Annotated in this window: 29 protein-coding genes; 11 read left to right on the top strand and 18 right to left on the bottom strand. The window is 65.2% G+C overall.

Annotated features, from left to right (window positions below):
* Window positions 1–60: 60 nt before the first annotated feature.
* Window positions 61–1,461 (bottom strand): 30S ribosomal protein S12 methylthiotransferase RimO, encoded by a 1,401-nt coding sequence (gene rimO, locus AVO45_RS17730; protein ID WP_068350006.1) that lies wholly within the window; start codon window positions 1,459–1,461, stop codon window positions 61–63.
* Window positions 1,462–1,563: 102 nt separating this feature from the next.
* Between rimO and AVO45_RS17735 the strand changes: the two genes are divergently transcribed.
* Window positions 1,564–3,549, top strand: a complete 1,986-nt coding sequence (locus tag AVO45_RS17735; RefSeq protein WP_068349711.1) for an AsmA family protein — start codon at window positions 1,564–1,566, stop codon at window positions 3,547–3,549.
* Between the two features lie 81 nt (window positions 3,550–3,630).
* Here AVO45_RS17735 and AVO45_RS17740 read toward each other — a convergent pair whose 3' ends face one another.
* From AVO45_RS17740 to AVO45_RS17755, 4 genes are read right to left on the bottom strand one after another with little or no spacing between them, the layout of a single operon-like run.
* Entirely contained in the window at window positions 3,631–5,127 is a 1,497-nt protein-coding gene (locus AVO45_RS17740; RefSeq protein ID WP_068349713.1) for a phosphomannomutase/phosphoglucomutase, read from the bottom strand.
* Window positions 5,128–5,144: 17 nt separating this feature from the next.
* On the bottom strand, window positions 5,145–5,978 hold the full coding sequence (kdsA, locus tag AVO45_RS17745; RefSeq protein WP_068349715.1) for a 3-deoxy-8-phosphooctulonate synthase: 834 nt from the start codon (window positions 5,976–5,978) through the stop codon (window positions 5,145–5,147).
* Between the two features lie 5 nt (window positions 5,979–5,983).
* Window positions 5,984–7,564, bottom strand: coding sequence for a KpsE/RkpR family capsule polysaccharide export protein (locus tag AVO45_RS17750; RefSeq protein WP_068349717.1), 1,581 nt, complete (start codon window positions 7,562–7,564; stop codon window positions 5,984–5,986).
* Window positions 7,542–8,201 (bottom strand): ABC transporter ATP-binding protein, encoded by a 660-nt coding sequence (locus tag AVO45_RS17755; protein WP_068349719.1) that lies wholly within the window; start codon window positions 8,199–8,201, stop codon window positions 7,542–7,544. Before AVO45_RS17755 ends, AVO45_RS17750 begins: the two co-directional genes overlap by 23 nt.
* A gap of 288 nt (window positions 8,202–8,489) precedes the next feature.
* Here AVO45_RS17755 and AVO45_RS17760 point away from each other — a divergent pair, with 288 nt between their 5' ends.
* Window positions 8,490–9,077 (top strand): uracil-DNA glycosylase family protein, encoded by a 588-nt coding sequence (locus AVO45_RS17760; RefSeq protein ID WP_068349721.1) that lies wholly within the window; start codon window positions 8,490–8,492, stop codon window positions 9,075–9,077.
* Window positions 9,070–9,858, top strand: a complete 789-nt coding sequence (locus tag AVO45_RS17765) for an SseB family protein (protein WP_068349723.1) — start codon at window positions 9,070–9,072, stop codon at window positions 9,856–9,858. The genes AVO45_RS17760 and AVO45_RS17765 overlap by 8 nt, the downstream gene beginning before the upstream one ends.
* Before the next feature lie 51 nt (window positions 9,859–9,909).
* Here the strand turns inward: AVO45_RS17765 and yghU are convergent, their stop codons facing one another.
* Complete coding sequence (gene yghU / locus AVO45_RS17770) at window positions 9,910–10,788, bottom strand: glutathione-dependent disulfide-bond oxidoreductase (protein ID WP_068349725.1); 879 nt, start codon at window positions 10,786–10,788, stop codon at window positions 9,910–9,912.
* A gap of 260 nt (window positions 10,789–11,048) precedes the next feature.
* Between yghU and AVO45_RS17775 the strand changes: the two genes are divergently transcribed.
* A complete protein-coding gene (locus AVO45_RS17775) occupies window positions 11,049–11,567 on the top strand; it encodes a YHS domain-containing (seleno)protein (RefSeq protein ID WP_068349727.1) in 519 nt (172 codons plus the stop codon).
* A gap of 24 nt (window positions 11,568–11,591) precedes the next feature.
* On the opposite strand, the gene AVO45_RS17780 is transcribed toward AVO45_RS17775, so the two are convergent.
* On the bottom strand, window positions 11,592–11,930 hold the full coding sequence (locus tag AVO45_RS17780) for a diacylglycerol kinase (protein WP_338055985.1): 339 nt from the start codon (window positions 11,928–11,930) through the stop codon (window positions 11,592–11,594).
* Between the two features lie 262 nt (window positions 11,931–12,192).
* Here AVO45_RS17780 and AVO45_RS17785 point away from each other — a divergent pair, with 262 nt between their 5' ends.
* Window positions 12,193–12,948 (top strand): trypsin-like serine peptidase, encoded by a 756-nt coding sequence (locus AVO45_RS17785; protein ID WP_240482170.1) that lies wholly within the window; start codon window positions 12,193–12,195, stop codon window positions 12,946–12,948.
* Between the two features lie 60 nt (window positions 12,949–13,008).
* Here the strand turns inward: AVO45_RS17785 and AVO45_RS17790 are convergent, their stop codons facing one another.
* Window positions 13,009–13,194 carry a hypothetical protein gene (locus AVO45_RS17790; protein ID WP_068349731.1) on the bottom strand — a complete coding sequence of 62 codons (186 nt, stop codon included), beginning with the start codon at window positions 13,192–13,194 and terminating at the stop codon, window positions 13,009–13,011.
* Window positions 13,195–13,422: 228 nt separating this feature from the next.
* Between AVO45_RS17790 and AVO45_RS17795 the strand changes: the two genes are divergently transcribed.
* Complete coding sequence (locus AVO45_RS17795; RefSeq protein ID WP_068349733.1) at window positions 13,423–13,665, top strand: CDGSH iron-sulfur domain-containing protein; 243 nt, start codon at window positions 13,423–13,425, stop codon at window positions 13,663–13,665.
* 1 nt (window position 13,666) lies between these two features.
* Here the strand turns inward: AVO45_RS17795 and AVO45_RS17800 are convergent, their stop codons facing one another.
* The 5 genes from AVO45_RS17800 to AVO45_RS17820 all read right to left on the bottom strand — a co-directional run bounded on the left by AVO45_RS17800 (window position 13,667) and on the right by AVO45_RS17820 (window position 15,605).
* Entirely contained in the window at window positions 13,667–13,927 is a 261-nt protein-coding gene (locus tag AVO45_RS17800; RefSeq protein ID WP_240482171.1) for a DUF6455 family protein, read from the bottom strand.
* Window positions 13,924–14,211 (bottom strand): DUF6455 family protein, encoded by a 288-nt coding sequence (locus AVO45_RS17805; RefSeq protein ID WP_099045750.1) that lies wholly within the window; start codon window positions 14,209–14,211, stop codon window positions 13,924–13,926. Before AVO45_RS17805 ends, AVO45_RS17800 begins: the two co-directional genes overlap by 4 nt.
* Complete coding sequence (locus AVO45_RS17810) at window positions 14,208–14,459, bottom strand: DUF6455 family protein (RefSeq protein ID WP_068349737.1); 252 nt, start codon at window positions 14,457–14,459, stop codon at window positions 14,208–14,210. The genes AVO45_RS17805 and AVO45_RS17810 overlap by 4 nt, the downstream gene beginning before the upstream one ends.
* A gap of 70 nt (window positions 14,460–14,529) precedes the next feature.
* The gene (locus tag AVO45_RS17815; RefSeq protein WP_068349739.1) at window positions 14,530–14,898 is read right to left on the bottom strand and encodes a YigZ family protein; all 369 of its coding nucleotides are present in this window, start codon (window positions 14,896–14,898) and stop codon (window positions 14,530–14,532) included.
* Window positions 14,895–15,605, bottom strand: coding sequence for a M48 family metalloprotease (locus AVO45_RS17820; RefSeq protein ID WP_068349741.1), 711 nt, complete (start codon window positions 15,603–15,605; stop codon window positions 14,895–14,897). The genes AVO45_RS17815 and AVO45_RS17820 overlap by 4 nt, the downstream gene beginning before the upstream one ends.
* Before the next feature lie 122 nt (window positions 15,606–15,727).
* On the opposite strand from AVO45_RS17820, the gene AVO45_RS17825 reads away from it, so the two are divergent.
* Window positions 15,728–15,976, top strand: a complete 249-nt coding sequence (locus AVO45_RS17825; protein ID WP_068349744.1) for a phosphomannomutase — start codon at window positions 15,728–15,730, stop codon at window positions 15,974–15,976.
* On the opposite strand, the gene AVO45_RS17830 is transcribed toward AVO45_RS17825, so the two are convergent.
* The gene (locus AVO45_RS17830; RefSeq protein WP_068349747.1) at window positions 15,964–16,239 is read right to left on the bottom strand and encodes a DUF167 domain-containing protein; all 276 of its coding nucleotides are present in this window, start codon (window positions 16,237–16,239) and stop codon (window positions 15,964–15,966) included. The two genes, AVO45_RS17825 and AVO45_RS17830, sit on opposite strands and share 13 nt — an antisense overlap.
* A 199-nt stretch (window positions 16,240–16,438) precedes the next feature.
* Between AVO45_RS17830 and AVO45_RS17835 the strand changes: the two genes are divergently transcribed.
* Both AVO45_RS17835 and AVO45_RS17840 read left to right on the top strand, forming a co-directional pair.
* Entirely contained in the window at window positions 16,439–17,017 is a 579-nt protein-coding gene (locus tag AVO45_RS17835; RefSeq protein WP_068349749.1) for a nitroreductase family protein, read from the top strand.
* Window positions 17,002–17,727: an EI24 domain-containing protein gene (locus AVO45_RS17840; protein ID WP_240482172.1), complete on the top strand. Its 726-nt coding sequence runs from the start codon at window positions 17,002–17,004 to the stop codon at window positions 17,725–17,727. Before AVO45_RS17835 ends, AVO45_RS17840 begins: the two co-directional genes overlap by 16 nt.
* Here AVO45_RS17840 and AVO45_RS17845 read toward each other — a convergent pair.
* From AVO45_RS17845 to mce, 3 genes are read right to left on the bottom strand one after another with little or no spacing between them, the layout of a single operon-like run.
* Window positions 17,718–19,037: a ferredoxin reductase family protein gene (locus AVO45_RS17845; protein WP_068349751.1), complete on the bottom strand. Its 1,320-nt coding sequence runs from the start codon at window positions 19,035–19,037 to the stop codon at window positions 17,718–17,720. The genes AVO45_RS17840 and AVO45_RS17845 overlap by 10 nt on opposite strands.
* Window positions 19,038–19,091: 54 nt before the next feature.
* On the bottom strand, window positions 19,092–19,367 hold the full coding sequence (locus tag AVO45_RS17850) for a DUF1467 family protein (RefSeq protein WP_068349753.1): 276 nt from the start codon (window positions 19,365–19,367) through the stop codon (window positions 19,092–19,094).
* 24 nt (window positions 19,368–19,391) lie between these two features.
* The gene (gene mce, locus AVO45_RS17855) at window positions 19,392–19,796 is read right to left on the bottom strand and encodes a methylmalonyl-CoA epimerase (RefSeq protein ID WP_068349754.1); all 405 of its coding nucleotides are present in this window, start codon (window positions 19,794–19,796) and stop codon (window positions 19,392–19,394) included.
* Window positions 19,797–19,933: 137 nt separating this feature from the next.
* Between mce and AVO45_RS17860 the strand changes: the two genes are divergently transcribed.
* Window positions 19,934–20,653, top strand: a complete 720-nt coding sequence (locus AVO45_RS17860; RefSeq protein WP_068349756.1) for a response regulator — start codon at window positions 19,934–19,936, stop codon at window positions 20,651–20,653.
* Window position 20,654: 1 nt separating this feature from the next.
* On the top strand, window positions 20,655–20,801 hold the full coding sequence (locus AVO45_RS19840) for a hypothetical protein (protein ID WP_157770198.1): 147 nt from the start codon (window positions 20,655–20,657) through the stop codon (window positions 20,799–20,801).
* A 152-nt stretch (window positions 20,802–20,953) separates the two neighbouring features.
* Here the strand turns inward: AVO45_RS19840 and aspS are convergent, their stop codons facing one another.
* Window positions 20,954–22,729: an aspartate--tRNA ligase gene (gene aspS, locus AVO45_RS17865; RefSeq protein ID WP_068349758.1), complete on the bottom strand. Its 1,776-nt coding sequence runs from the start codon at window positions 22,727–22,729 to the stop codon at window positions 20,954–20,956.
* Window positions 22,730–22,739: the final 10 nt, after the last annotated feature.

A 22,739-nucleotide genomic window follows, 5' to 3' on the forward strand; every position in this document is an offset into this window, starting at 1 on the left:
GCCCTGTTCCCTTTCCCGAAAAAGCGGTTCTGCCGTTGCAGCGAAAAGGTCGCGCCAGGGTCACTGCCTGTCCGCTGACAGACGGCCCCACAGATCGTATTCCCCGGCCTCGTCCACCTCGACCGCCACGATATCGCCCGGCTTCAAACCCTTGAACCCTTCGTCGATGAAGAGGTTCCCGTCGATCTCCGGCGCGTCGGCCTTGGTGCGGCAGATGGCGGCCTCGTCGTCCACCTCGTCCACGATCACCTCGATGGTCTGACCCACCTTGGCCGCCAGCTTCGCCTCGGAGATCGCCTGCGCCTTTTCCATGAAGCGTTCCCAGCGCTCCTGCTTGACCGCTTCGGGGACGTGATCGGGCAGATCGTTCGAGCGGGCACCATCCACGTTTTCGTATTTGAAGCAGCCCACGCGATCCAGCCGCGCCTCGTCCATCCAGTCCAGCAGGGTCTGGAACTCGGCCTCGGTCTCGCCCGGATAGCCCACGATGAAGGTCGAACGCAGGGTGATGTCAGGGCAGATCTCGCGCCAGGCGGCGATCTCGTCCAGCGTCTTCGCCGCAGCCGCGGGTCGCGCCATGCGTTTCAGAACGTCGGGGTGGGCGTGCTGGAACGGGATGTCGAGATAGGGCAGCAGGTTGCAACCCGCATCCGCCATCAGCGGGATCAGCTCGCGCACATGCGGATAGGGATAGACGTAATGCAGCCGCACCCAGGCATCCATCTGTCCCAGCTCGCGCGCCAGATCGGTGATGTGGCTGCGCACCTCGCGGTCTTTCCACGGGTTCACGTCATATTTGCGGTCCAGCCCGTAGGCCGAGGTGTCCTGGCTGATGACCAGCAATTCACGAACGCCACTGTCCACCAGCTTTTCCGCCTCGCGCAGCACCGCATGGGCGGGGCGGCTGGCCAGCTTGCCGCGCATGTCGGGGATGATGCAGAACTTGCACTTGTGGTTGCAGCCCTCGGAAATCTTCAGATAGCTGTAATGGCGCGGGGTCAGCTTGACCCCCGAGGCCGGCAGCAGATCGACGAAGGGGTTCGGATCGGGCGGCACGGCGCTGTGCACCGCGTCCAGCACCTGTTCGTATTGATGCGGGCCGGTCACGGCCAGGATGCGCGGATGGTGTTCGCGGATGTAGTCGGGCTCGGCGCCCAGACAGCCGGTCACGATCACCTTGCCATTCTCCACCAGCGCCTCGCCGATCGCCTCGAGGCTTTCGGCCTTGGCGCTGTCGAGAAACCCGCAGGTATTCACGATCACCGCGTCGGCACCCGCGTAGTCGGGCGAGATGCCATAGCCCTCGGCCCGCAGCCGGGTCAGAATACGCTCGCTGTCCACCAGCGCCTTGGGGCAGCCGAGCGAGACCATGCCGATGGTCGGCTGGCCGGCGCGCGGCGCGTCTGAGATGCGGGCGGCTGGCGCCAGGTCGGGGCGGAGGTTGGGTGGGTTCGTGCTCATGGCGCGCATATAGTGGGGAACTTCTGCGCTTGCAAATGTTGCCCGAACGGGGCTGGCTTGCCATATGACTGTCAAAACCAGAACAGAAGAGGGAGCAGGGCCATGCGCTGGCTGTTTCGGATCGCCTTCATCCTGATCGCCGTGGTGATGCTGGTCGTCGGCGCATTGTTGCTGATGCCGGGCGACAAGCTGGGTGAAATCCTGTCGGATCAGGCGCGGGCGCAGACCGGTCGTGACCTGACACTGTCGGGCGACGTGCGCCTGTCCTTCTGGCCGGTTCTGGGGGTCGAGACGGGGCCAGTCACCTTCGGCAATGCCGACTGGGCCGGACCCGAGCCCATGTTGACCGCAAGCGGGCTGTCGGTTGGGGTGGATGCCGCGGCGCTGTTGTCGGGCAACGTGAAGATCAAACAGATCATCGCCCGCGACCCTGTTCTGCGGCTTGAAAAAACCGGCGACAAGGCGAATTGGGAGATCGGCCCGGCCCCTGCCGCGGCCACGTCCGCTCCGGCCGCAACGGATGGCGAAAGCCCGTCCACGGGCGCGCCCGCCGCAGCGCGCGAGGTGACGCTGGACACGCTGGAAATGACCAACGCGCGGGTGATCTATGCCGAGGACGGGCGTACGACGTTCGATTTTGGCAATCTGGACATCGCTGCCAGTTGGCCCGCTGTGGACGCGCCCCTGAGTGTTCAGGCGCGGCTGAAGATCGGGGAAGGCCCGGTTGACGTGGACATGGAAATCCAGGACCTGCCGGGCTTTGCCGAAGGCGACGTGACCACGATGGATCTGGAACTGACCGCGCCGGGCGGAAGCATCACCTATTCCGGCAAGGTGAACGTCGCGGGCGAGATGTCGGGGCTTTCGCGGATCAAGGCCACGGACAGCGCCCGGATGTTCGCAGCCCTCGGGCAACCGGGGGTGAGCGTGCCCAAGGGGCTGGGGCAAGTGGCCGACATCTCGACGCAGATGACCTATACGCAGGACGGGCGGCTGGCGCTGCGCGACCTCGTGGCGGTTCTGGACAGCAACCGGTTCGAAGGAGAGGCGGATATCGTCGTGGCCGACCCGCCGCAGGTGACGGCGCGGCTTGTTACGGGCGATCTGGACCTGTCGCAGGCGGGAGCGGCGAGCCAGCCGAAAGCGGGCGGGTCCGGCGCGGGGTCAGGCGGGGCAACGCCGGTGCCGCAGGGCTGGTCCAGGGCGCCCATCGACGCCTCGGTCCTGTCGGTGGCAAATGGCACGATCCGGCTGGACGCCAACTCGATCGCCGTGCCCGATCTGAAACTGGGCCAAAGCAGCGTCACCCTGACCCTCGACCGGTCGCGCGCGGTTCTTGAGATGCACCCGGTCCGCCTGTTTTCGGGCGCGCTGACCGGACAAGTGGTGGCCAACAACCGCAACGGGTTGTCGGTGGGCGGAGACCTCAAGGCCGACGGCATCGAACTGCAACAGGCGCTTTCGACGTTTGGCGGCATCGAGCGGCTGTCCGGCAGGGCGTCGGGCCAGGTCAAGTTCCTGGGCGTCGGTCAGAGCGAGGATCAGATCATGCGCTCGCTCAAGGGCGAGGGACGCGTGGACATGGGGCGCGGCGTGATCTCGGGGTTCGACCTGGATCGGCTGATGGGCACCGGCGAGGGCACGGGCGGGACCACCGTGTTCAACAGCCTGACGGCCAGCTTCACCATGTCGAATGGCGATCTGTTCAACCGCGACCTGCTGATGCAGCTGGACAATTTCCGCGCCGACGGCGACGGGCGCATCGGGTTGGGCAAGCGCGACATCGACTATCTGTTCACGCCCGTCGCGCTGCGGGCCAATGCCGGCGAAGGGCTGGCGGTGCCAGTGCGCATCGTCGGCCCCTGGGACGATCCCAGGATCAAACCCGATCTGAGCCAGGTGATCGAAGCGGCCAGAGAGAAAAAGCTCAACGAGGTCGAAGCCAGGGCCAAGGAGAAGCTGCGCCAGAAGGTGGAAGAGGAACTCGACACCACGATCACCGAGGATCAGAACATCGAGGACGTCATCAAGGACAAGCTGGAGGAAGAGGCCACCAAGGGCCTGCTCAAGCTGCTGGGTGTGGATTGATGCCACCCAACCGTTGCCGCCGGTGGCTCGGTCAGGAGCCTCCGGCGGGAGTATTTGGAAAAAGATGAAGCCCTGCGCGGATCAGATCGTCTGGTCGTAGTCGCCGACCCCCGGTTCGGTGCGGATCACGGCGTCGATATCGGCAAAGATCGCGCGCATTTCCTGCTCGCTCTCACTGCTTTCGCAGACCACCACCAGGTTGGGCGTGTTCGACGAGGCGCGCACCAGACCCCAGCTGCCGTTGTCGAGGATGACGCGGGCGCCGTTGACAGTAACGACTTCTTTGATCTTGCGACCGGCGAGGGTTTCGCCCGCCTCGTGCTTGGCGACCAGCTTGTCCACCAGCCGCGCGAGGATGTCGTATTTCTCGGTATCGGCGGCATGGGGCGACATGGTCGGCGTCGACCACGTCTTGGGCAGCGCCTTGCGCAGGTCCGACATGCGCTTGTCGGGGTTGCGGTCCATCAGCTTGCAGATCTCGACCGCCACGCGCATGCCGCAGTCGTAGCCGCGCCCGATCGGCTCGGCCAGGAAGTAGTGGCCGGACTTTTCGAACCCGGCCAGCGCGCCGATTTCCTTGACGCGCCGCTTCATGTAGCTGTGGCCGGTTTTCCAGTAATCCGCCTTGACGCCATTGGCCTTCAACTCGGGATCGCTGGCGAACAGGCCGGTCGATTTCACATCGGCCACGAAGGTCGCGTTCGGGTGCAGTTTCGACAGGTCGCGGGCCATGATGACGCCCACCTTGTCGGCAAAGATCTCTTCGCCCTCGTCATCGACCACCCCGCAGCGGTCGCCGTCGCCGTCAAAGCCCAGCGCCAGGTCGGCACCGGTGGCCTTTACCGTGGCGGCCATGTCGTGCAGCATCTCCATGGCCTCGGGGTTGGGGTTGTAGTTGGGGAAGGTGTAATCCAGCCGGTTGTGGCTGGGCACGACCTCGACCCCCATCCGTTCGAATATCTCGGGCGCAAAGGCCGAGGCGGTGCCGTTGCCGGTGGCGCAGACGACCTTGAGCGGACGGGACATGCGGAAGTCGCCGACCAGATCGTCGATATAGGCCTCTTTCACCCCATCGACGAATTCATAGGCCCCACCCGGGCGCGTTTCGAATTCGCCGTTCAGCACGATGTCGCGCAGCTCGGCCATCTCGTCGGGGCCATGGGTCAGGGGGCGGTCGAAGCCCATCTTGACCCCGGTCCAGCCGTTCGGGTTGTGCGAGGCCGTCACCATCGCCACGGCCGGCACGTCCAGGTGGAACTGGGCGAAATAGGCCATGGGCGACAGGGCCGGGCCGATATCCTTGACCCGGATACCAGCCTGCATCAGGCCGAGGATCAGCGCGTTCTTGATCGCCAGCGAGTAGTCGCGATAGTCGTTGCCGACCGCGATCACCGGCTCGATCCCGCGCCGCTGCATCTGGGTGCCCAGACCGAGGCCCAGCGCGGTCATGCCCGGCAGGTTGATCTCGTCGGGATATTTCCAGCGCGCGTCATATTCACGAAAGCCGGTGGGCTTGATCATCGGGTCGCGCAGAAAGCTCCAGGTGTTGGGGGTCACCTCGGCGAGGGGTTTGGTCATCGAAAAATACTCTTGGTTCAGATCACAATTGGATAGGCTTTAGCCAGCTCGTCGAAGCGCATCAAGGTGGCAACAAGCGCGGGCATCTGGTCGAGCGGGACCATGTTCGGCCCGTCGGACGGCGCGTTGTCCGGGTCCTGGTGCGTCTCGATGAACACCGCCGCGACGCCCAGCGACACCGCCGCACGGGCCATCACCGGCGCGAACTCACGCTGGCCGCCCGAGGACCCGCCGCGCCCGCCCGGCTGCTGCACCGAGTGGGTGGCGTCCATCACCACCGGGTATCCGGTCTGCGCCATCTGAGGCAAAGAGCGCATGTCGGCGACCAGGGTGTTGTAGCCGAAAGACGTGCCGCGCTCGGTCAGCAGGATGTTCTCGTTGCCGGTGCTTTCGATCTTTTCGACGATGTTGGGCATTTCCCACGGGGCGAGGAACTGGCCCTTCTTGACGTTGACCGCCTTGCCCGTGCGTCCCGCCGCCAGCAGCATGTCGGTCTGACGGCACAGAAAGGCCGGGATCTGAAGGATGTCCACCGCCTGCGCCGCGATGGCGCACTGGTCCTCGGTATGCACGTCGGTCAGCACCGGAATGCCCATCGAGCGGCGGATATTGTCCAGCACCTTGAGCCCGGCCTCGATGCCCATGCCGCGCTTGCCGCTCAGCGAGGTGCGGTTGGCCTTGTCGTAGGAGGCCTTGAACACATATTGCGCGCCGGCGGCGTCGCAGGCCTCTTTCATGGTGCCGGCGATCATCTGGGCGTGATCGGCGCTCTCAAGCTGGCAAGGGCCGGCGATGACGGTAAGAGGAAGGTCGTTGCCGACCGTAAGATCGGCGATTTTCACATGTTTCATGAGTCTTAAGAGGATACCTGTTCACGAAGGACCGACGCGGTAAGCGAGATCATGAGGTAGATACCAGCAAACAGGAGGAATGCCAAAATCGTATTTTCGAACTTGCGCGGATAGCTCGGCTCCTGACTGGGAACCGGGTTCACCGAAACGGTCAGATAGCGCACCTGCCGGTTCGCCTCCATCCGGGTGTTTTCCATTTGCTGCAGGGCCGATTGCAGCATCATGTCCCGGCTGGCCAGGTCGGCCTGAGCCATCTGGATACTGACGGTCAGACGCGCCAGCGAGTTTTCGCCGTTCGAGGCATCGACCATCTCGGCGTTCAAATCCGCCAAAACGGCCTCGAGCCGTTCGATGTCGCCCTGCACCCCTTCGACCTTGGCCCTGTTCGGACGGGGATTGTCCAGCAGGGCGGCCAGTTGCAGTTCCTTTTCCTGCAACTGCACTTCGACCTGGTCGATGCGGCCGCGCAGGCTGGCGATGACGCCCTCGGGGTCCAGAACCGCGCCTTTCAGTTGCAGCTCGACCAGGTTTTCCTGTGCCTTGCGCCGTTCCGCCTGCGCCAGTTCGAAGCTCTTGCGGGCATCGCGCATCTGGTCCTCGCGCTTTTTCTCGGACAGGTCGTTCACCCGCTCTTCGGCATAGGAGATCAGTTTTCGCGAAAACTCGCTCGCCGCTTTCGGATCGGCGGCGGCGACCTCCATCCGGATGACGCCCTCGGTGGGATCGTATCCCAGCGTGACCATGCGCTGATAGACCTTGTAGACCTCTTCGTTGCTGGCGTCCGGGGCAAGCCGCTGGATCGGATCGATATGCGGTTGCTGGAAATGCGCCGCAAAACCCGCGTCACGGTCCAGCAGCAGCATTGCCTCTTTCGATTCGAGGAAAGACTGGACCGCAATCGAATCCTGCGAGGTCGCGAACTGCGTGCCAGCCAGCAACCCGCCGACCGCTCCCATCTGGCCGTCGGCCTGCAGAATCACGAATTCCGACTTGCTGGCATACATCGGCGTCGCGACACGGTAGAAGTAGTACCCCACGATCAGCGTCGGCAGCAGCACGAAAGCCGCCAGGCGCGCAAACAGCGCCATCAGTTTGCGGCGGCGGCGGCGGGCGATGTCCCGCTGGATCTGCCCGATCTCGAACTCGCGGCGCTTTGCCGGGCTCATCTGGGTCGAGGGCAGTGTTTCGTCCGGGCCTTTCACGGTTTGCGGCAGCTTGACCTCTGGAGTCGTCCGGGCCTCGTCCTCGCCGGTTTCGTTCTTCCCCGACGCCACCAGATCCAGCAGGTTGGAGCGCTGCAGCGGGTCGATGCCGTGGCGGCGCAGCAGGCGCACCGCGTCATAGTCGGACGTCGCGGGCAGGTCGTGCTTGCGCGCCAGACGTCGGGCCATGCGCAGCTGCCGCCCGGTCAGTCCCTCCTGCTTGATCGCCTCCAGCTCCTCGGCCGCCGACGCACCCTCCTGACCGCCGAGAGCGTGACTGATGCGTTCGGCCGGAGAGCGCTCGCGGTCTTTGCGGCCGCCGTTCGCCTGTTCCTCGGCGGCCTCGGGGACGCGGTATCTTCTAGCCTTGGGTTTGGTAGTCATAGAGCTGCTTCGCCTCTTCCAAGGTGTCAAACATGTGTAGTTGGCCATCCATCAGAACCGCCGCCTGCCGGGCAAATTTCTCGAGCGTCCCGGGATTGTGCGAAACGATCACGATGGTGGTCGTGCGCAACCTTTCCTGCAGGATCGAGCCGGCCTTCTTGTTGAACTCGACATCGGTCGTTGCCGGCATCCCCTCGTCGATCAGATACATGTCGAAATCCAGCGCCAGCATCAGCGCAAAGGTGAACCGCGCCCGCATCCCCGACGAATAGGTGCCCAAGGGCTGGTCGAAGTATTCCCCCAGGTTGCACAGCCATCGGCAATAGGCTTCGACATAGTCGGGATCCATCCCGTAGATCCTGGCGATGTAGCGCGCATTCTCCAGCGCCGAGAGTTTGCCCGACACGCCGCCGACGAAGCCCATCGGGAACGACACCCGGCAGTCGCGCCGGATCACGCCTTCGTCCGGCTTTTCCAGCCCCGCCATCATGTTGATCAGCGTCGTCTTGCCCGTGCCGTTCGGCGCAAGGACTCCCAGTGACTTGCCCAGCTCTACCCGAAACGAAACCCGGTCCAGGATCACCTTGCGGCGGGTCCCGGTCCAGAAGGATTTGCTGACGTTTTCGAACTCGAGCATCTCGCCGCCTTGCGGTTCTTGTTGTCGGGGCCGGTCGGGGTTGCGTCCCTTACGATCGGATGGTGGCCACATTATGTCGAAAGATGAAACAAATGTTCAATGCGCGCCAGCCCCGGCAGGGAACTGCCGTGCGGACCTGTGACAAACGGGTCTCGTCGGTCGCCGCACGCCCCCGAAATGCCCCTGGCCCCCGCGTTGTTGCCACCGGACAGGCCTGTTCCTCTGGACCGCTGCCGCCGGATGCCTATCTTTCCGCCATGACCAGTGCAATCCAGTTTCCCACCGGACATGTCACCGCTTGCTGAAGAGATCAGGGAGTGCCGGCTGTGTGCCGAACGGTTCGCCGCAACGGCGACGGCGCACGCGCCGCGGCCGGTGGTCTGGTTCCGCCCCGGTGCCCGCATCCTGATCGCCGGGCAGGCGCCGGGGGCGCGGGTGCATGCCTCGGGGCGGCCCTTCACGGACCCCTCCGGCGACCGCCTGCGCGATTGGCTGGGGATCGGCGAGGACGTGTTCTATGACCTGTCGCGCGTCGCCGTGGTGCCGATGGCCTTTTGCTTTCCGGGCTATGACGCGCGCAACGCCGACCTGCCGCCGCCGCCGGTCTGCCGGCGCACCTGGCATGACCGGGTGATGGCCGAATTGGGAGAGATTCCCCTGACCGTCCTTGTCGGGGGCCATGCGCACAAATACCACCTGTCGGCCAGAACACCCGTGACCCAGACCGTGCGCGCCTGGCGGGACCATGCGCCGCGGATCTTCGCCTTGCCTCATCCGTCCTGGCGCAATACGGCATGGCTGAAGAAAAACCCGTGGTTCGAGGCGGAACTGCTGCCGGTTCTGCGTGCGCGGGTGCAGGAGGTTCTGAATGACTGAGCAGACCGCTCTGGATGCCGCCCACGCCGCGATGGAGGCCGCGCCGCAGGACGATGCCGCGCGGCTGCGTTTCTACGAACGGCTGGCCGACAGCGAACTGTTCCTGATGCTGACCGAAGAGGCCAGGGACGAGAACCTCTCGCCCGAGATCTTCGACGTGGCCGACGGGCGGTTCGTGCTGGCCTTCGACCGCGAAGATCGTCTGGCCCGCTTTGCCGGCCGCCCCGCGCCCTATGCCGCGCTGTCGGGCCGGGTGCTGTCGGCGATGCTGGCCGGTCAGGGGATCGGGCTGGGGCTGAACCTCGAGGTGGCCCCGTCGGCGATCCTGATACCGGCCGAGGCGATGGGTTGGCTCAGCGAGACCCTCAGCCACGCGCCGGACGAGGTGCAGGCGCAGATCGCCGAGTTCACCGCGCCCAAGGGGCTGCCGGAAAGCCTGATTGCCGCGCTCGACACCAAGCTGGCCACGGCGGTCGGGCTGGCGCAGGCGGCCTTCCTGGTGGGCACGCTCGACCGGAACGGCGCGCGCGGCCACATGCTGGGGTTCGTCGGGGCGGTCGAGGGGGCGCAGGGCGCGCTGGCCAAGGCGGCCTCGGAGGCGCTGACCTTTTCGGGTATCGAGGCGGGAGCGATGGATGTGGGCTTCTTCGCCGCCGATGACCCGGTGACGGCGCATCTTGCAAGGGCCGGTCTGAAATTCGACCTGCCGCAGCCCGCCGAGGCGCGCCCGGCGCGGGCCGCGCCGGGTTCGGACCCGGAAAAACCGCCGATCCTGAAATGACACGGGCCGGGGCGCCGCGACGCTCCGGCCGGGTAGCGGATAGCCGCCCGGCTACTCTGCGGCGTCTTCCAGCTTGTCCTGCGTGCGGGTTTCGAAATCGCGGGCGTCGTGGCGCTCGCGCAGCTGGTATTTCGGATCGCCCGAGGTCCGGTTGACCATGCGGCCCCGGCTGACCGCCGGGCGCGCGTCGATGGCCTTGGCCCAGCGCAGCACGTTTTCATAGCTGGTCACGTCGAGGAATTCGGCGGCGTCATACAGCCGGCCCAGCACAAGCTGGCCATACCACGGCCAGATCGCGATATCGGCGATCGTGTAGTCCTCGCCCGCGATATAGGTCTTGTTGGCCAGTTCCCGGTCCAGCACGTCAAGCTGGCGTTTGGCTTCCATCGTGAAACGGTTGATCGGGTATTCCCATTTCTCGGGCGCATAGGCGTAGAAATGCCCGAAACCGCCGCCCAGATAAGGCGCGCTGCCCATCTGCCAGAACACCCAGTTCATCACCTCGGTCCGCGCCGCGCCTTCCTTGGGCAGGAATTCCCCGAACTTCTCGGCAAGGTGGAACAGGATCGAGGCGCTTTCGAACACCCGCACCGGCTCGTCGCCCGAACGGTCGACCATCGCCGGGATCTTCGAGTTCGGGTTGATCTCGACAAAGCCCGAGCTGAACTGATCGCCCTCCATGATGTTGATCAGCCACGCATCGTATTCGGCGCCCGTGTGGCCCAATTCGAGAAGCTCTTCGAACATCACCGTCGCCTTCACGCCGTTGGGCGTGGCCAGCGAATATAGCTGGAAAGGATGCTTGCCGACCGGCAGTTCCTTGTCATGCGTGGGCCCGGCGACCGGCCGGTTGATGTTGGCAAACCGCCCGCCGCTGGAACCATCCCAGGTCCAGACCTTCGGCGGGGTGTAGGTGGAGTTCTCGCTCATTGCGCGCCTTTCTCATGCCTGCGGGGCCCGAGTGCCCACTTCCGTTCCCAGCTAATACCGCCGGGGCCAAAGTCCAACCCCCGACGTTGCGAAGCGACGGTGAAACATTTCCACACGGGGTTTCACGAATTCCGCCGCCGCACTCACATCGGCGCGAGGCCCCCTGCCGGGGATGGCGCGGATCCCTATTGTCATCCCCAGCCGGTCAACACCGGCGCAATTTCCGCCCCTGATCCAGCCCGAACGGAAGGACATCTGAAATGAAACGCTTTGCCCTTGCAGTCGCCGCAACCGCGGCCTTTGCCTTTCCCGCACTCGCCGGCCCGCAATATGTTGACGGAACCGGATTCGCCGTCTCGGGCTATGACGTGGTGGCCTACCGCGATCTGCAACAGGCCGCCGTGGGCCAGATGCAGCCCCAGGGCGCGAAGGGCCGCGCCGACATCACCGCCGAATACAACGGCGCCACCTGGGCGTTCTCCTCGGAGGAAAACCGCGACAAGTTCCTGGAAAACCCCGCCTATTACGCGCCGCAATATGACGGGCACTGCGCCTATGGCGTCTCGAAGGGCGGCAAGGTTCCGGGCAATCCGAACCTGTGGCGCATCGTCGAGGACAAGCTTTACCTCAACATCACCAGGAACGTGGTGGGGTTCTGGGAAGAGGACATTCCCGGAAACATCAACCGCGCCGAGGGCAACTGGCCCGGGATCGAGCCGGACGCCGCCTCGACCAACGTGATCCCCAACTTCACCTCTGACGCGCCGGTCACCAACTAGGGCCGGATTTCGGCAGCACCCGGCCTACAGAGCCAACCCCGCCAGCACCACCACCCAGGCGACACCCGCGGCGATCGCTGTCAGCGCCACGGCGGCGCTGGCGGCATCCTTGGCCTGACCGGCCAGTTCGTGATGGTCTGTCGAGGTGTGGTCCACCGCGCGCTCGATCGCGGTGTTGAAAAGCTCTGCCGCCAGCACAAGGATTCCGAGCGCCAGGATCAGCGCCCGCTCGCCTGTCGTGATTGGCAGCCAAAACGCCAGCGCGACCGAGACCAGATTGGCCCAGACCCAGGAGCGGAACGAATATTCGCCGCGCCAGGTGGCGATCAGGCCCGACCAGCTCCACACTGTCCTGTTCTTCAAATGTGACAGGAAAAACCGCATCATCCCTCCGTGCAGACACTCTGGCGCGGGTCTTGGCCGGATGCAACCGCCACGATGAGCCCGGCCCGGACGGGATATTCGGGCCACCGGCGCTGGTCGCGGCAACACGGTTGCAATCGGTGCGCGGCGTGTCGAAGCTGTTGCCATGGTGAACCAACGACTATTTGGGCTTTGCGTGGCGGCGCTCATGCTCGCCGGATCGCCGGGTGCCGGGCAATCGCCGCCGCGCCCGGACACAGGCATGCTGCGCAACGACCTGTACGCGCCCGAGCTTGACGCGATCTGCCGCGCCGGCAATCGACTGTCACGGGGCTGTCAGGCCATCCGTGACCGGGAAATCGTGGACGCCTCGGCGGCGCCGTGGCGGGCCATCGGGCGGGTGAACTTTGCCAGCACGCAACTGCGAAGCCATTGCACCGGCACGCTGGTCTCGGCCCGGATCGTGCTCACGGCGGCGCACTGTCTTTACAACTTTCCGCGCAAGGCATGGCTGCCGCCGGAAAGCCTGCGCTTCGTCGCCGGGTACCAGCGTGGCGCGGGCGTGGCGGTGTCAGGGGTGGAACGGTTCGTTCTAGATCCGGTACAGGACACGGCTTCGCGCGACTTTTCCGGAGGCCCGGCGCAGGATTGGGCACTGTTGATTCTGAAAGACCCCATCGGGCGAAACACGGGATACCTGACGGTCGACAGCCCGGAGACGCACGGTGGTGGTGACGGATCCTACCTGCTGGCCGGTTATGCGGGGCTGAGACCGCATGTCCTGTCGACCAACAGAGATTGCGGCCCGCCGCAGGAACACGCCGGTCAGAAGGTGCATCTGCAGAAATGCCCGGCGATGGCCGGAGATTCCGGTGCCCCCATTCTGACGGAGGAGAACGGGAGGATGCGGGTCGTCGGAGTGTTGTCCAGTGTTGCGGCGACCGAAACAGGCGTCGTCAGCATCGCCATACCGGTCGCTGGTTTCGCTGACGCCTTGAGCGCTGCGATGAACGAGTAGACTTGAGACGTTCTCAAAATGGGAACAGGCGGCCATGTCAGGCCGCCCGTCGAGGAGTCGTCAGCTGAGCGGCGAGCAGACGGTCTGGCCTGCTTCGGTGGTCGCAACCTGATAACCGTCCGGGCAGCTCGCGGCACCGTACTTGTCATAGCTGGGCTGCATGTAGACCGGCTCGGGTTCTTCCTGCTGCGCACAGGCGGTCAGAACCAAGGCAAATGCACCAAGGGCGGCAAATTTCAGTTTCATGTCCTTCAATCCTTTATTTCTCAACCTATTTTCCCCAATCGACCGGGGCGCTTGTACGTTACGCGCTTGATTGCGGTGTGGCAACCGAAACGGCCCCGGCCCCGACTCTGCACAGCGGATATCCGCGGCGCGCCGCGTTTGCACTGCTCCGGCTTCGCAACCCGGCCTACCAATCCGGCCCGGCTTCGCTATTCTCTGTCAAAAGGATCAGCCAACGAGGAGAGCCCCATGTCCGACGCCCCCCATATCGCCCAGAAAGGGCCGTTCCCGGTCGAGGTGAAAGCGGGAAAAACCTATTTCTGGTGCGCCTGCGGCAAATCCAAGAGACAGCCGTTCTGCGACGGGTCGCACAAGGGGAGCGGCTTTGAGCCGGTCAAATACACGGCGGAAGCAGACAAGAAGGTGTTCTTCTGCGGCTGCAAGCATTCGGCCAAGAAGCCGCTTTGCGACGGGACGCATTCCAAGTTGTGACCTAGCGCAGGCGGTTCAGCGTGTCGGCATTGGCGCAGAATTCCGGCGCCCGTTCCGCTTCTGCCTGTTGCGTGGCAAGCCACAACTCGCACTGACCGTGGCAGTCCGCCGCCCGGCAGCGGGTGACCAGCTCGGCATAGCCCTGCTCGGTCAGGCGCCCTTCGGCCATGGCCTCGCTCAGGGACACGCCCATGCAGCGGGCAACCGAGCGCGTGAGCCAGAAATGTTTCTCGATGTCGCCCAGCGATATCTGCAACATCATTCGTCCCTCTCTTTTCGCGCCGCCAACTCTGCCAGACGGGCGCGGTTGGGGCAGGTTTCAGGCGCGTCGCAGACGCGTTCGTGTTCGTCCAGCCATTCGGGGCATGTCCCGGCCCAGTCGCAGGCCCGGCAGGATTGCACCATTTCGGCCCAATCCTCGTGGCTCAGCCGCCCTTCGCGATGCGCCGCCACAACATCCACCCCGGTCGCGCGACCCATCCTCAGAACGAGGCGCAGATGGGTCATTAGTTTTCCAAGACGGGGCATGGTCTGGTTCGCTGTCATGGCACGAGACGGCCGAACAGCTCCTGGTTGCGGCAATATTCAGGTGTGCATTTCGACTGTGCGTTGCGGGCCAGAAAGCCCGCACAATCGTCGGGGTTCGGACAGTCGGCGCAGCGCAGGACGATATCCGAGATGTCATCCGGCGTGATAGCGCCCTTGATGGCGACCTCCTGCAGGTCGATCCCCAAGGTCGATGCCATGCGATCTGCCAGATCGGCGTGGCGTCGGAGCCTGTCGCGGTCGGTCATCGGCTGGTCCTTTCTGTCGCTCTGACGAAACGAAGGTACCCGCCGTGGCCCGTCCTGCCATTGACTCAGGTCAAGACGAGACTCCGATGTGGTCCAGATAGGCGCGCGTGGCGTCCTGCACCCGGCGAAACCGGTCGCCGCCCAGTTTCTTGCCGCCATACCAGCGGGTGACGATGATGACGTGGTTTTGCAGCCCCGCCCGCTCCATCATGCGCAGGATCACCATGCCGGCCCCGCTTTCGCCGTCATCGGCCTTGAGCGCGCCGGTGGGCAGGATCGCGGCCCATGTGTTGTGGGTGGCCCTGGCGTAAGAGCGCTCGGTCTTGAGTTCGGCAAGCACCGCGTCCACCTCTTCGCGGCTGGTGGCGGGGGCGCCGGTGACGGCGTATTTCGAGCCGCGATCCGTCAGGATCACGCCGAGGCGGGTCAGGGCGGTCACTGGACCAGACCCAACTGGCGGGCGGTCTGGTTCACCACCTGGACCCGCTGCGCGTTGGGCGGGTGCGAGCCGAGGAAACGGTCTCCGGGATCCGGGACGCGGTCAAAGAACCTCACCCCGATCAGCGGATTGTAGCCTGCCTTGTAGGTGATGATGGTGCCGAGCTGGTCGGCCTCGAGCTCGAATTCCTTGGAATAGCTCCGCGCGCCCACGACCGCGCCCAGCTGCTGCGCCGCGTCGATGGCCGCCGCGTTGCCGCCGGTCAGCCCGGCGAGCTGGCCAAAGATGATCGCGCCGGCGGCGGCGTTCTGCGACTGGCGGGCGATATGGCCGCGGATGTGGTGCGCCGCCTCGTGCCCCATGACAAAGGCCAGTTCGTCGCCGTTGCGGGTCGAAGCGATCATCGACTGGGTGAAGACGATGACCGGTCGGCCCTGCTTGTCCAGCGTCTGGTAGGCATTGGCGGGCGCCCGCTTGTCCGGATCGATCACGATGCGGAAATCACAGTTGCCTCCGCTTGTCCGGCGGCGGCATTCGGACCGCGCCTGCGCCCCGACCGCGCGGCTCACCGTGCCGAAGTTTTTCGGTGCCGGGCGCGCGTTCACCGCCACCGGGGTCACCGTCTGCGCGGGCGCGACGACGGGCGCCGGCGGCGCCACGTCACAGGCGGAGAGAACCAGAACCACAAGCAGAGCGATCAGGCGCATCGGCGGGCCTTTCGTTTTCGAACATCGGACCAGAAGGTTAGCCCGTGCCGTCATGGTCTTCCACCGTGAAGATGCGCCGTCAATGGCTTGCAATACCCGACCGGCCCCGTCAGTCTGGTGGCATGTTTTCTATTGAGCACGAATTCGACTCGACCGTCATTACGCTGGTGGACGAAGGCGAGGCCCCCCTGCAGGAGGACGTCGTCATCAACAGCTTTGCCGAATGCGTGACGATCGAACAGTTTGATCCGCGAACCGAGCAGATCATGAAGATCACCCTGTCGCCCGAGCAGCTGCGCGATCTGGCCGCCGCGCTGGACCTGCCCGAAGGCGTCTACCAGATTCGCGAAACGCCCGCTCAGGGGTCATAGACAAAGGTCTTGTCCCGCGCGGTCTGACCGCGTTTCAGGGTCAGGCAGGACGGGGCGACCTTCATGGCGGTGGCAAGCAGGGCGCGTATCGCCGCATTCGCCTTGCCGTCTTCGGGCGGGGCGGTCACGGTCACGCGCAGGGTGTCATCGTCCCAATAGACCCGGTCCCGGGCCGCTTTCGGCGTCGCGCGGACATGGATTTCGCGCCCCGGTTCCGCGAACGCGGTGAGATCGGGAAGATCCTTGATCCTTTTCTTTGACACCGTCTTGCCCCTGCTGACGATTTGCGCGGACAGGATTCAATATCGGACGGATCGTGACAACAGGTGTTGACCCCGGTGCGACCTTGGGGCTTTTGTGCCGGCGCAACTGGCAAGGTCTGCCGGATTTCCCTGCCGTTGCCCTTGAAACGCCTGCCCTTCTGTCCGAGATACAGGGGGCTTATGTAAAAAGGTTTCACATATGTCACTGGAAAACTCCGCCGCCCTGGAATTTCTCTTGTCGCGCCGCTCGCGCCCGGCAAAGACGCTGGTCGCCCCTGCGCCCACGCGCGAGCAGCTGATGCCCCTGCTGACCGCCGCCGCGCGCAGCCCGGATCACGGCAAGCTGGAGCCGTGGCGTTTCGTGGTGCTGGAAAAGGGCGCGATGCCGCGCCTGGCCGAACTGACCGAAGCGCAGGGCAAGGCGCTTGGCAAATCTCCGGAGGAGATCGCCAAGGCGCGCAGCCAGTTCGACCAGAGCCATCTGGCGGTCGCGGTGATCGAGGTGCAGAAGCCCTCGGACAAGGTTCCGGCCATTGAGCAGACCTATTCCGCGGGCGCGGTTTGTCTGGGGTTGCTGAACGCGGCGCTCGCGGCGGGCTGGGGGGCCAACTGGCTGACCGGCTGGCAGGCGCATGATCGCGGGTTCTGCGAAGAAGGTCTGGGGCTGGCGGAAAACGAACGCATCGCCGGCCTGATCCACATCGCCACCGAAGGTGTCGCGCCGCCCGAACGCCCCCGCCCAGATCTGGATGCGATCACCACATGGGTGACGGAATGATCATCCTGAACTCATTCTTTCTGGCCCTTGGCCAACTCGGCGACCCGCGGTTTCGCAAGGTGCTGTTTTTGGGCGTCGGCCTGACCCTTGCGCTGCTGTTCGGCTTCACCGTCGCGGTGGTCTGGGGCGCGGGTTTCTTCATCGGAGACTCGGTGACCCTGCCCTGGCTCGGGACGATCACCTGGATCAATGACGTGGCCAGCTGGGCGATGGTGCCGCTGATGCTGGTGCTGTCGGTGGTGTTGATGGTGCCCGTCGCCTCGGCCATCACCTCGATTTTCCTGGACGAGGTGGCCCAGGCGGTCGAGGACAGGCACTTTCCCGATCTGCCCTTGGCCCGCAGCGTGCCGATCTCCGAGGCGGTGTGGGACACGTTCAGCTTTCTCGGCGTTCTGATCGTGGCCAACCTGCTGGCCCTGATCCTCTACGCGATCTTCACGCCGCTGGCGCCTTCCATCTTCTGGGGGCTGAACGGGTTCCTGCTGGGACGGGAGTATTTCACCCTGGCCGCGATCCGGCGCGTCGGGCGCGAGGGCGCGGGCAAGCTGCGCTCGCGTCACATGGCGACCATCTGGATCGCGGGGACATTGATGGCGGTGCCGCTGTCGGTGCCCCTGCTCAACCTGCTGGTTCCCATCATCGGGGCGGCCACGTTCACCCACATCTTCCACGGGCTGAATCGGCGCGCGAGTTCCGGGGATCAGCTGTAGACGAAGGCTTCGCTGAGGATCTGGCGCGGTGGCACGCCCATCGCGACCAGATCCCGGCGGACCGAGTCCAGCATCGCGGGCGGCCCGCACAGGACAAAGACCCAGTCCTTTTGCGCGGAGTCGTCAAAGACCTTTTCCAGAATCCTCCGATCGACCATTCCCACCTCACCCTGCCAGCCCTCCGGCGGCTCGGAGAGGACATGGACCAGCCGCAGACGGCCTGCCTGCTCCATCGCGGCCAGTTCCTCGCCATCGACGATCTGCGATGCAGCCCGGTTGCCATAGAGCAGCGTCACCGGGCGCGGGTCGCCCTGCGCGCGCAGCTCGCGCAGCAGGCCCAGCATCGGCGCGATGCCGACGCCTCCGGCGATCAGCGCGATGCCCGGCGCGGTCTGGCCGGACAGGGTCAGGTGACCGAAGGGCGCATCGAGATAGGCCCGCGTTCCGGCCGCGATGGTTCCGAGGCTGCGGGTGAAATCGCCGAGTTCCTTGATGACGAAGCGGATCTCGGGGCCTTCGGATGGCGCCGAGGCGATCGAGAACGGGTTGTCATTCACCGAGAACGGACTGCGCCCGACCTGCAGCCAGGCGAACTGCCCGGCCTCGTATCGCAGCCCGTCATGACCTTCGGGGGTCAGCACCATTTCCCATGTGCGCTCGGCCACGCGCCCGATCCTCGTGACCCGCCAGGGCCGCCGCAGCCGGGCGAGCGGCGCGAACAGGTAGACGCGCAGCAGGGACAGCACCGCGATGCCGCCAAGCCCCAGCCAGAGCGCCGCCAGCGCCGGATCGGCGCTGTAGCGTCCGGCCGCCAGCGCGTGCCAGATTGCGAATCCCGCCACCGCCAGGGCCGTCAGGCCATGCCCCAGCCGCCATTTCTCATAGCGTTTGCCCGGCGCGCTTCGCGACAGGGCAAGTCCGACCAGCACCGGCAGCAGGAACCATGCCATGGCCCCGGGCAGGATGGTTTCGGGCTGCCATGACAGGGTGAGTTGCCGCGTCGTGTCCCACGGATAGGCCGGGTTGCGCTCGGCCCGGTAGAGAAAGGGATGGATCAGCGCCAGCACCAGCGCCACGCGGCCCAGCAACTGGTGCCAGCGCATGGTCACATCCATGCCGATCCGGCGCGAGATCACGCGGAACCGCCCCGAAAGCGGAAACTCGACCAGCAGGATGGCCGTCGCCAGCAGCCCGGCGCCGGTGGCCAGCTCGTCCCAGAGCGATCGCGGCGGGATACCCTGAAGCACCGCCAGCGCCACGGGCGCCAGCAGCGCGCCCAGATAGACCAGAAACAAAAGCCAGCCCGGCAAGTCCTTCCTCCCCTCGGTCCTGCGGGGCCGCCAGCGCGCCCTGCCCGCCGGGGATCAGTCGCGCGGGCCCAGCCGGTTCATCCAGTCAAAGTCCCTGACGGTAATAAGGCCCGAAATGATGATCCCCGCAATGATCATCCACAGGATCACGGCGATCAGCGTCGTGATCCAGGCCTTTTTCTTGAGGTGATGCTCTTCCGGCGCGCCCGCATGCGTGCCCGGCACGATTTCACCCAGGTCGCCCTGCGTCTTGATCCGGATCGGCAGGACGATGAGGAAGGTCATGAACCAGATGACGGCGAACAGCACCAGGGCCGCGGTGATCGTCATGTCGGGGTCTCCGGAATGGTGGCGTCAGACCTGCTCGAGTTCGACGAGGCAGCCGTTGAAATCCTTGGGGTGCAGGAACAGAACCGGCTTGCCATGCGCGCCGATCTTGGGCTCTCCGGACCCCAGCACGCGGGCGCCGGTTTCCTTGAGGTGATCGCGGGCGGCGATGATGTCCTCGACCTCGTAGCAGACATGGTGGATGCCGCCCGAGGGGTTCTTTTCAAGGAAACCCTTGATCGGGCTGTCCTCGCCCAGCGGATAGAGAAGCTCGATCTTGGTGTTCGGCAACTCGATGAATACGACGGTGACGCCGTGGTCGGGCTCGTCCTGCGGTGCGCCGACCTTGGCGCCCAGCGCGGTGCGGTATTGCTCGGACGCTGCCTCGAGATCCGGAACAGCAATGGCGACATGGTTCAGGCGGCCGATCATGGGCGTCTCCTCTTTCCTCCGTTCAGACGGGGTTATGGGGGCTGCCCATCCAAAGGGCAAGTGCGCCAAAGCGCCCATTAACCCCTCGTTAGCCGGTTTTGCCTAGCAATGAAGCATCTGCTGAAGGGGAGCTTGCCATGGACGATTCGGATCTGTTTGCCGCGCCGCACCGCCGCCCAAGCCTGACGCGACCGTTGCTGGGCCTGACGATTCTGGTGATTGAGGACAGCCGATACGCCTGCGACGCGATGCGCCTGATGTGCCTGCACAGCGGTGCCCGGATCCGCCGGGCCGATTGCCTGAAATCCGCGTGCCGGCATCTGCAGGTCTATCGGCCGTCGGTGGTCATCGTGGATCTGGGCCTGCCGGACGGCTCGGGGGCCGAATTGATCGAAAACCTCGCCGCAGCGACACCGCGGATATCGGCGATCCTGGGGACGTCGGGCGACGACTTTGCCGAAAGCGTGGCGCTGGCCGCCGGCGCTGACGGGTTCCTGGAAAAGCCTCTCTCCTCGCTGGCGGCCTTTCAGGAAAAAATCCTGTCGGCACTGCCGCCGGACCTGCGCCCGCATGGCCCGCGTCCACTTGTGGATGAGGCCATCTGCCCTGACCCGATGGCCTATCGCGACGACATGGCCCATGTCGCCGACCTGCTGACCGAGCCCCGCGACGAGCGGGTGCTGGATTACGCCGCCCAGTTCGTCAACGGCGTCGCCCGCGCGGCGAAGGATCACGTTCTGGCGGATGCGGCCCAGGCGGTGGCCCGCTCGCGCAAGCGCGGCGCGCCGGTTGGCGCGGAAACGGCACGCCTGGCGGGCCTGGTGCAGAACAGGCTGGAACGGCGCGAGGCGATCTGACATGACCGAAGCCGTTCTGGGCCTGATCGCATCGTTCGGTCTGGGCCTTTTGTTGCATGCGCGCTCTCGCGCCAGGGCCATAAGGCAAAGACGCGAAGGCGCTGGTGACGCGTTCATGCGACTGGTTCTGACGAGGCACGACGACTGAGACCGGCGGGCGGGCCGATCACGCGTTCCGCCGGTGCCCTGAGCGGACAGGCGACAACCTGCCCGACCGGTTTCACGACTCGGCCCACCGCCCCTTGGCGGGACGTCGTGATCCGGCCCTGTCTCGCCGCCCACGCGGGGCGGCGACACAGGTCACTCCTGCGGAATGATGCGCAGGCCGAGGTCCATCAGCTGATCCGAGGTCGGGTCCGACGGCGCCTGCATCATCAGATCCTCGGCGCGCTGGTTCATCGGGAACATCATGACTTCGCGGATGTTGGCCTCGTCGGCCAGCAGCATCACGATCCGGTCGATACCGGCAGCACAGCCCCCGTGCGGCGGGGCGCCATAGTGGAACGCGTTGAACAGCGCGCCAAAGCGGCTTTTGACCTCATCCTCGCCATAGCCGGCCAGTTCGAAGGCCTTGAGCATGATCTCGGGCTTGTGGTTGCGGATCGCGCCCGAGACGATCTCGTAGCCGTTGCAGGCCAGGTCATACTGATAGCCCTTGACCTCGAGCGGATCGCCCTCCAGCGCCTCCATCCCGCCCTGCGGCATCGAGAATGGGTTGTGCTCGAAGTCGATCTCTCCGGTCTCGTCGTCCTTCTCGTAGATCGGGAAATCGACGATCCAGGCAAAGGCGAACCGGTCCTTGTCGGTCAGGCCCAGTTCCTCGCCGATCACGTCGCGGGCCTTGCCGGCGACCTTTTCGAAGGTCTTGGGCTTGCCACCCAGGAAGAAGGCCGCATCCCCCTTGCCGAGACCCAGCTGCAGGCGGATCGCCTCGGTGCGCTCGGGGCCGATGTTCTTGGCCAGCGGGCCGGCGGCCTCCGTCCCGTTCTCGCCCTCGCGCCAAAAGATGTAGCCCATCCCCGGCAGGCCCTCTTTCTGGGCAAAGGCGTTCATCCGGTCGCAGAACTTGCGGCTGCCGCCACCCGGCGCCGGGATGGCGCGGATCTGGGTGCCTTCCTGTTCCAGCAGCTTGGCGAAGATGGCAAAGCCGGAGCCGCGGAAATGCTCGGAGCAGTCCTGCATCTTGATCGGGTTGCGCAGGTCGGGCTTGTCGGTGCCATACCACAGCGCCGCATCCTTGTAGGAAATCTGCGGCCAGACCTTGTCGACCTTCCGGCCATTGCCGAATTCCTCGAAGATGCCGGTCAGCACGGGCTGGATCGTGTCGAACACGTCCTGCTGGGTGACGAAGCTCATCTCGAGGTCGAGCTGGTAGAAGTCGGTCGGCGAGCGGTCGGCGCGCGGGTCCTCGTCGCGGAAGCAGGGCGCGATCTGGAAATACTTGTCGAAGCCCGACACCATGATCAGCTGCTTGAACTGCTGCGGCGCCTGCGGCAGCGCATAGAACTTGCCCGGATGCAGGCGCGAGGGCACCAGGAAGTCGCGCGCGCCCTCGGGCGAGGAGGCGGTGATGATCGGGGTCTGGTATTCGCGGAAGCCGCTCTCCCACATGCGGCGGCGCATCGAGGCCACCACGTCCGAGCGCAACGTCATGTTGCGCTGCATCGCCTCGCGGCGCAGGTCCAGGTAGCGATAGCGCAGGCGGGTTTCCTCGGGGTATTCCTGATCGCCGAACACCATCAGCGGCAGTTCCTCGGCCTTGCCCAGCACGTCCAATTCGCGGACATAGACCTCGATCTCGCCGGTGGGCAGCTTGGGGTTCACCAGTTCGGGGTCGCGCGCCTTGACCGTGCCGTCGATGCGGATGCACCACTCGGACCGGACCTTTTCCAGTTCGGCGAACGCGGCGCTGTCGCCGTCGCACAGAACCTGCGTCACGCCGTAGTGATCGCGCAGGTCGATGAACAGCACGCCGCCGTGGTCGCGAACGCGATGGACCCAGCCCGACAGGCGGACGGTTTCACCAACATTGGCGGCAGTCAGATCGGCGCAGGTGTGGCTGCGATAGGCGTGCATCGGTCATATC

This window comes from Ruegeria marisrubri, assembly GCF_001507595.1.
GTDB lineage: Bacteria > Pseudomonadota > Alphaproteobacteria > Rhodobacterales > Rhodobacteraceae > Ruegeria > Ruegeria marisrubri.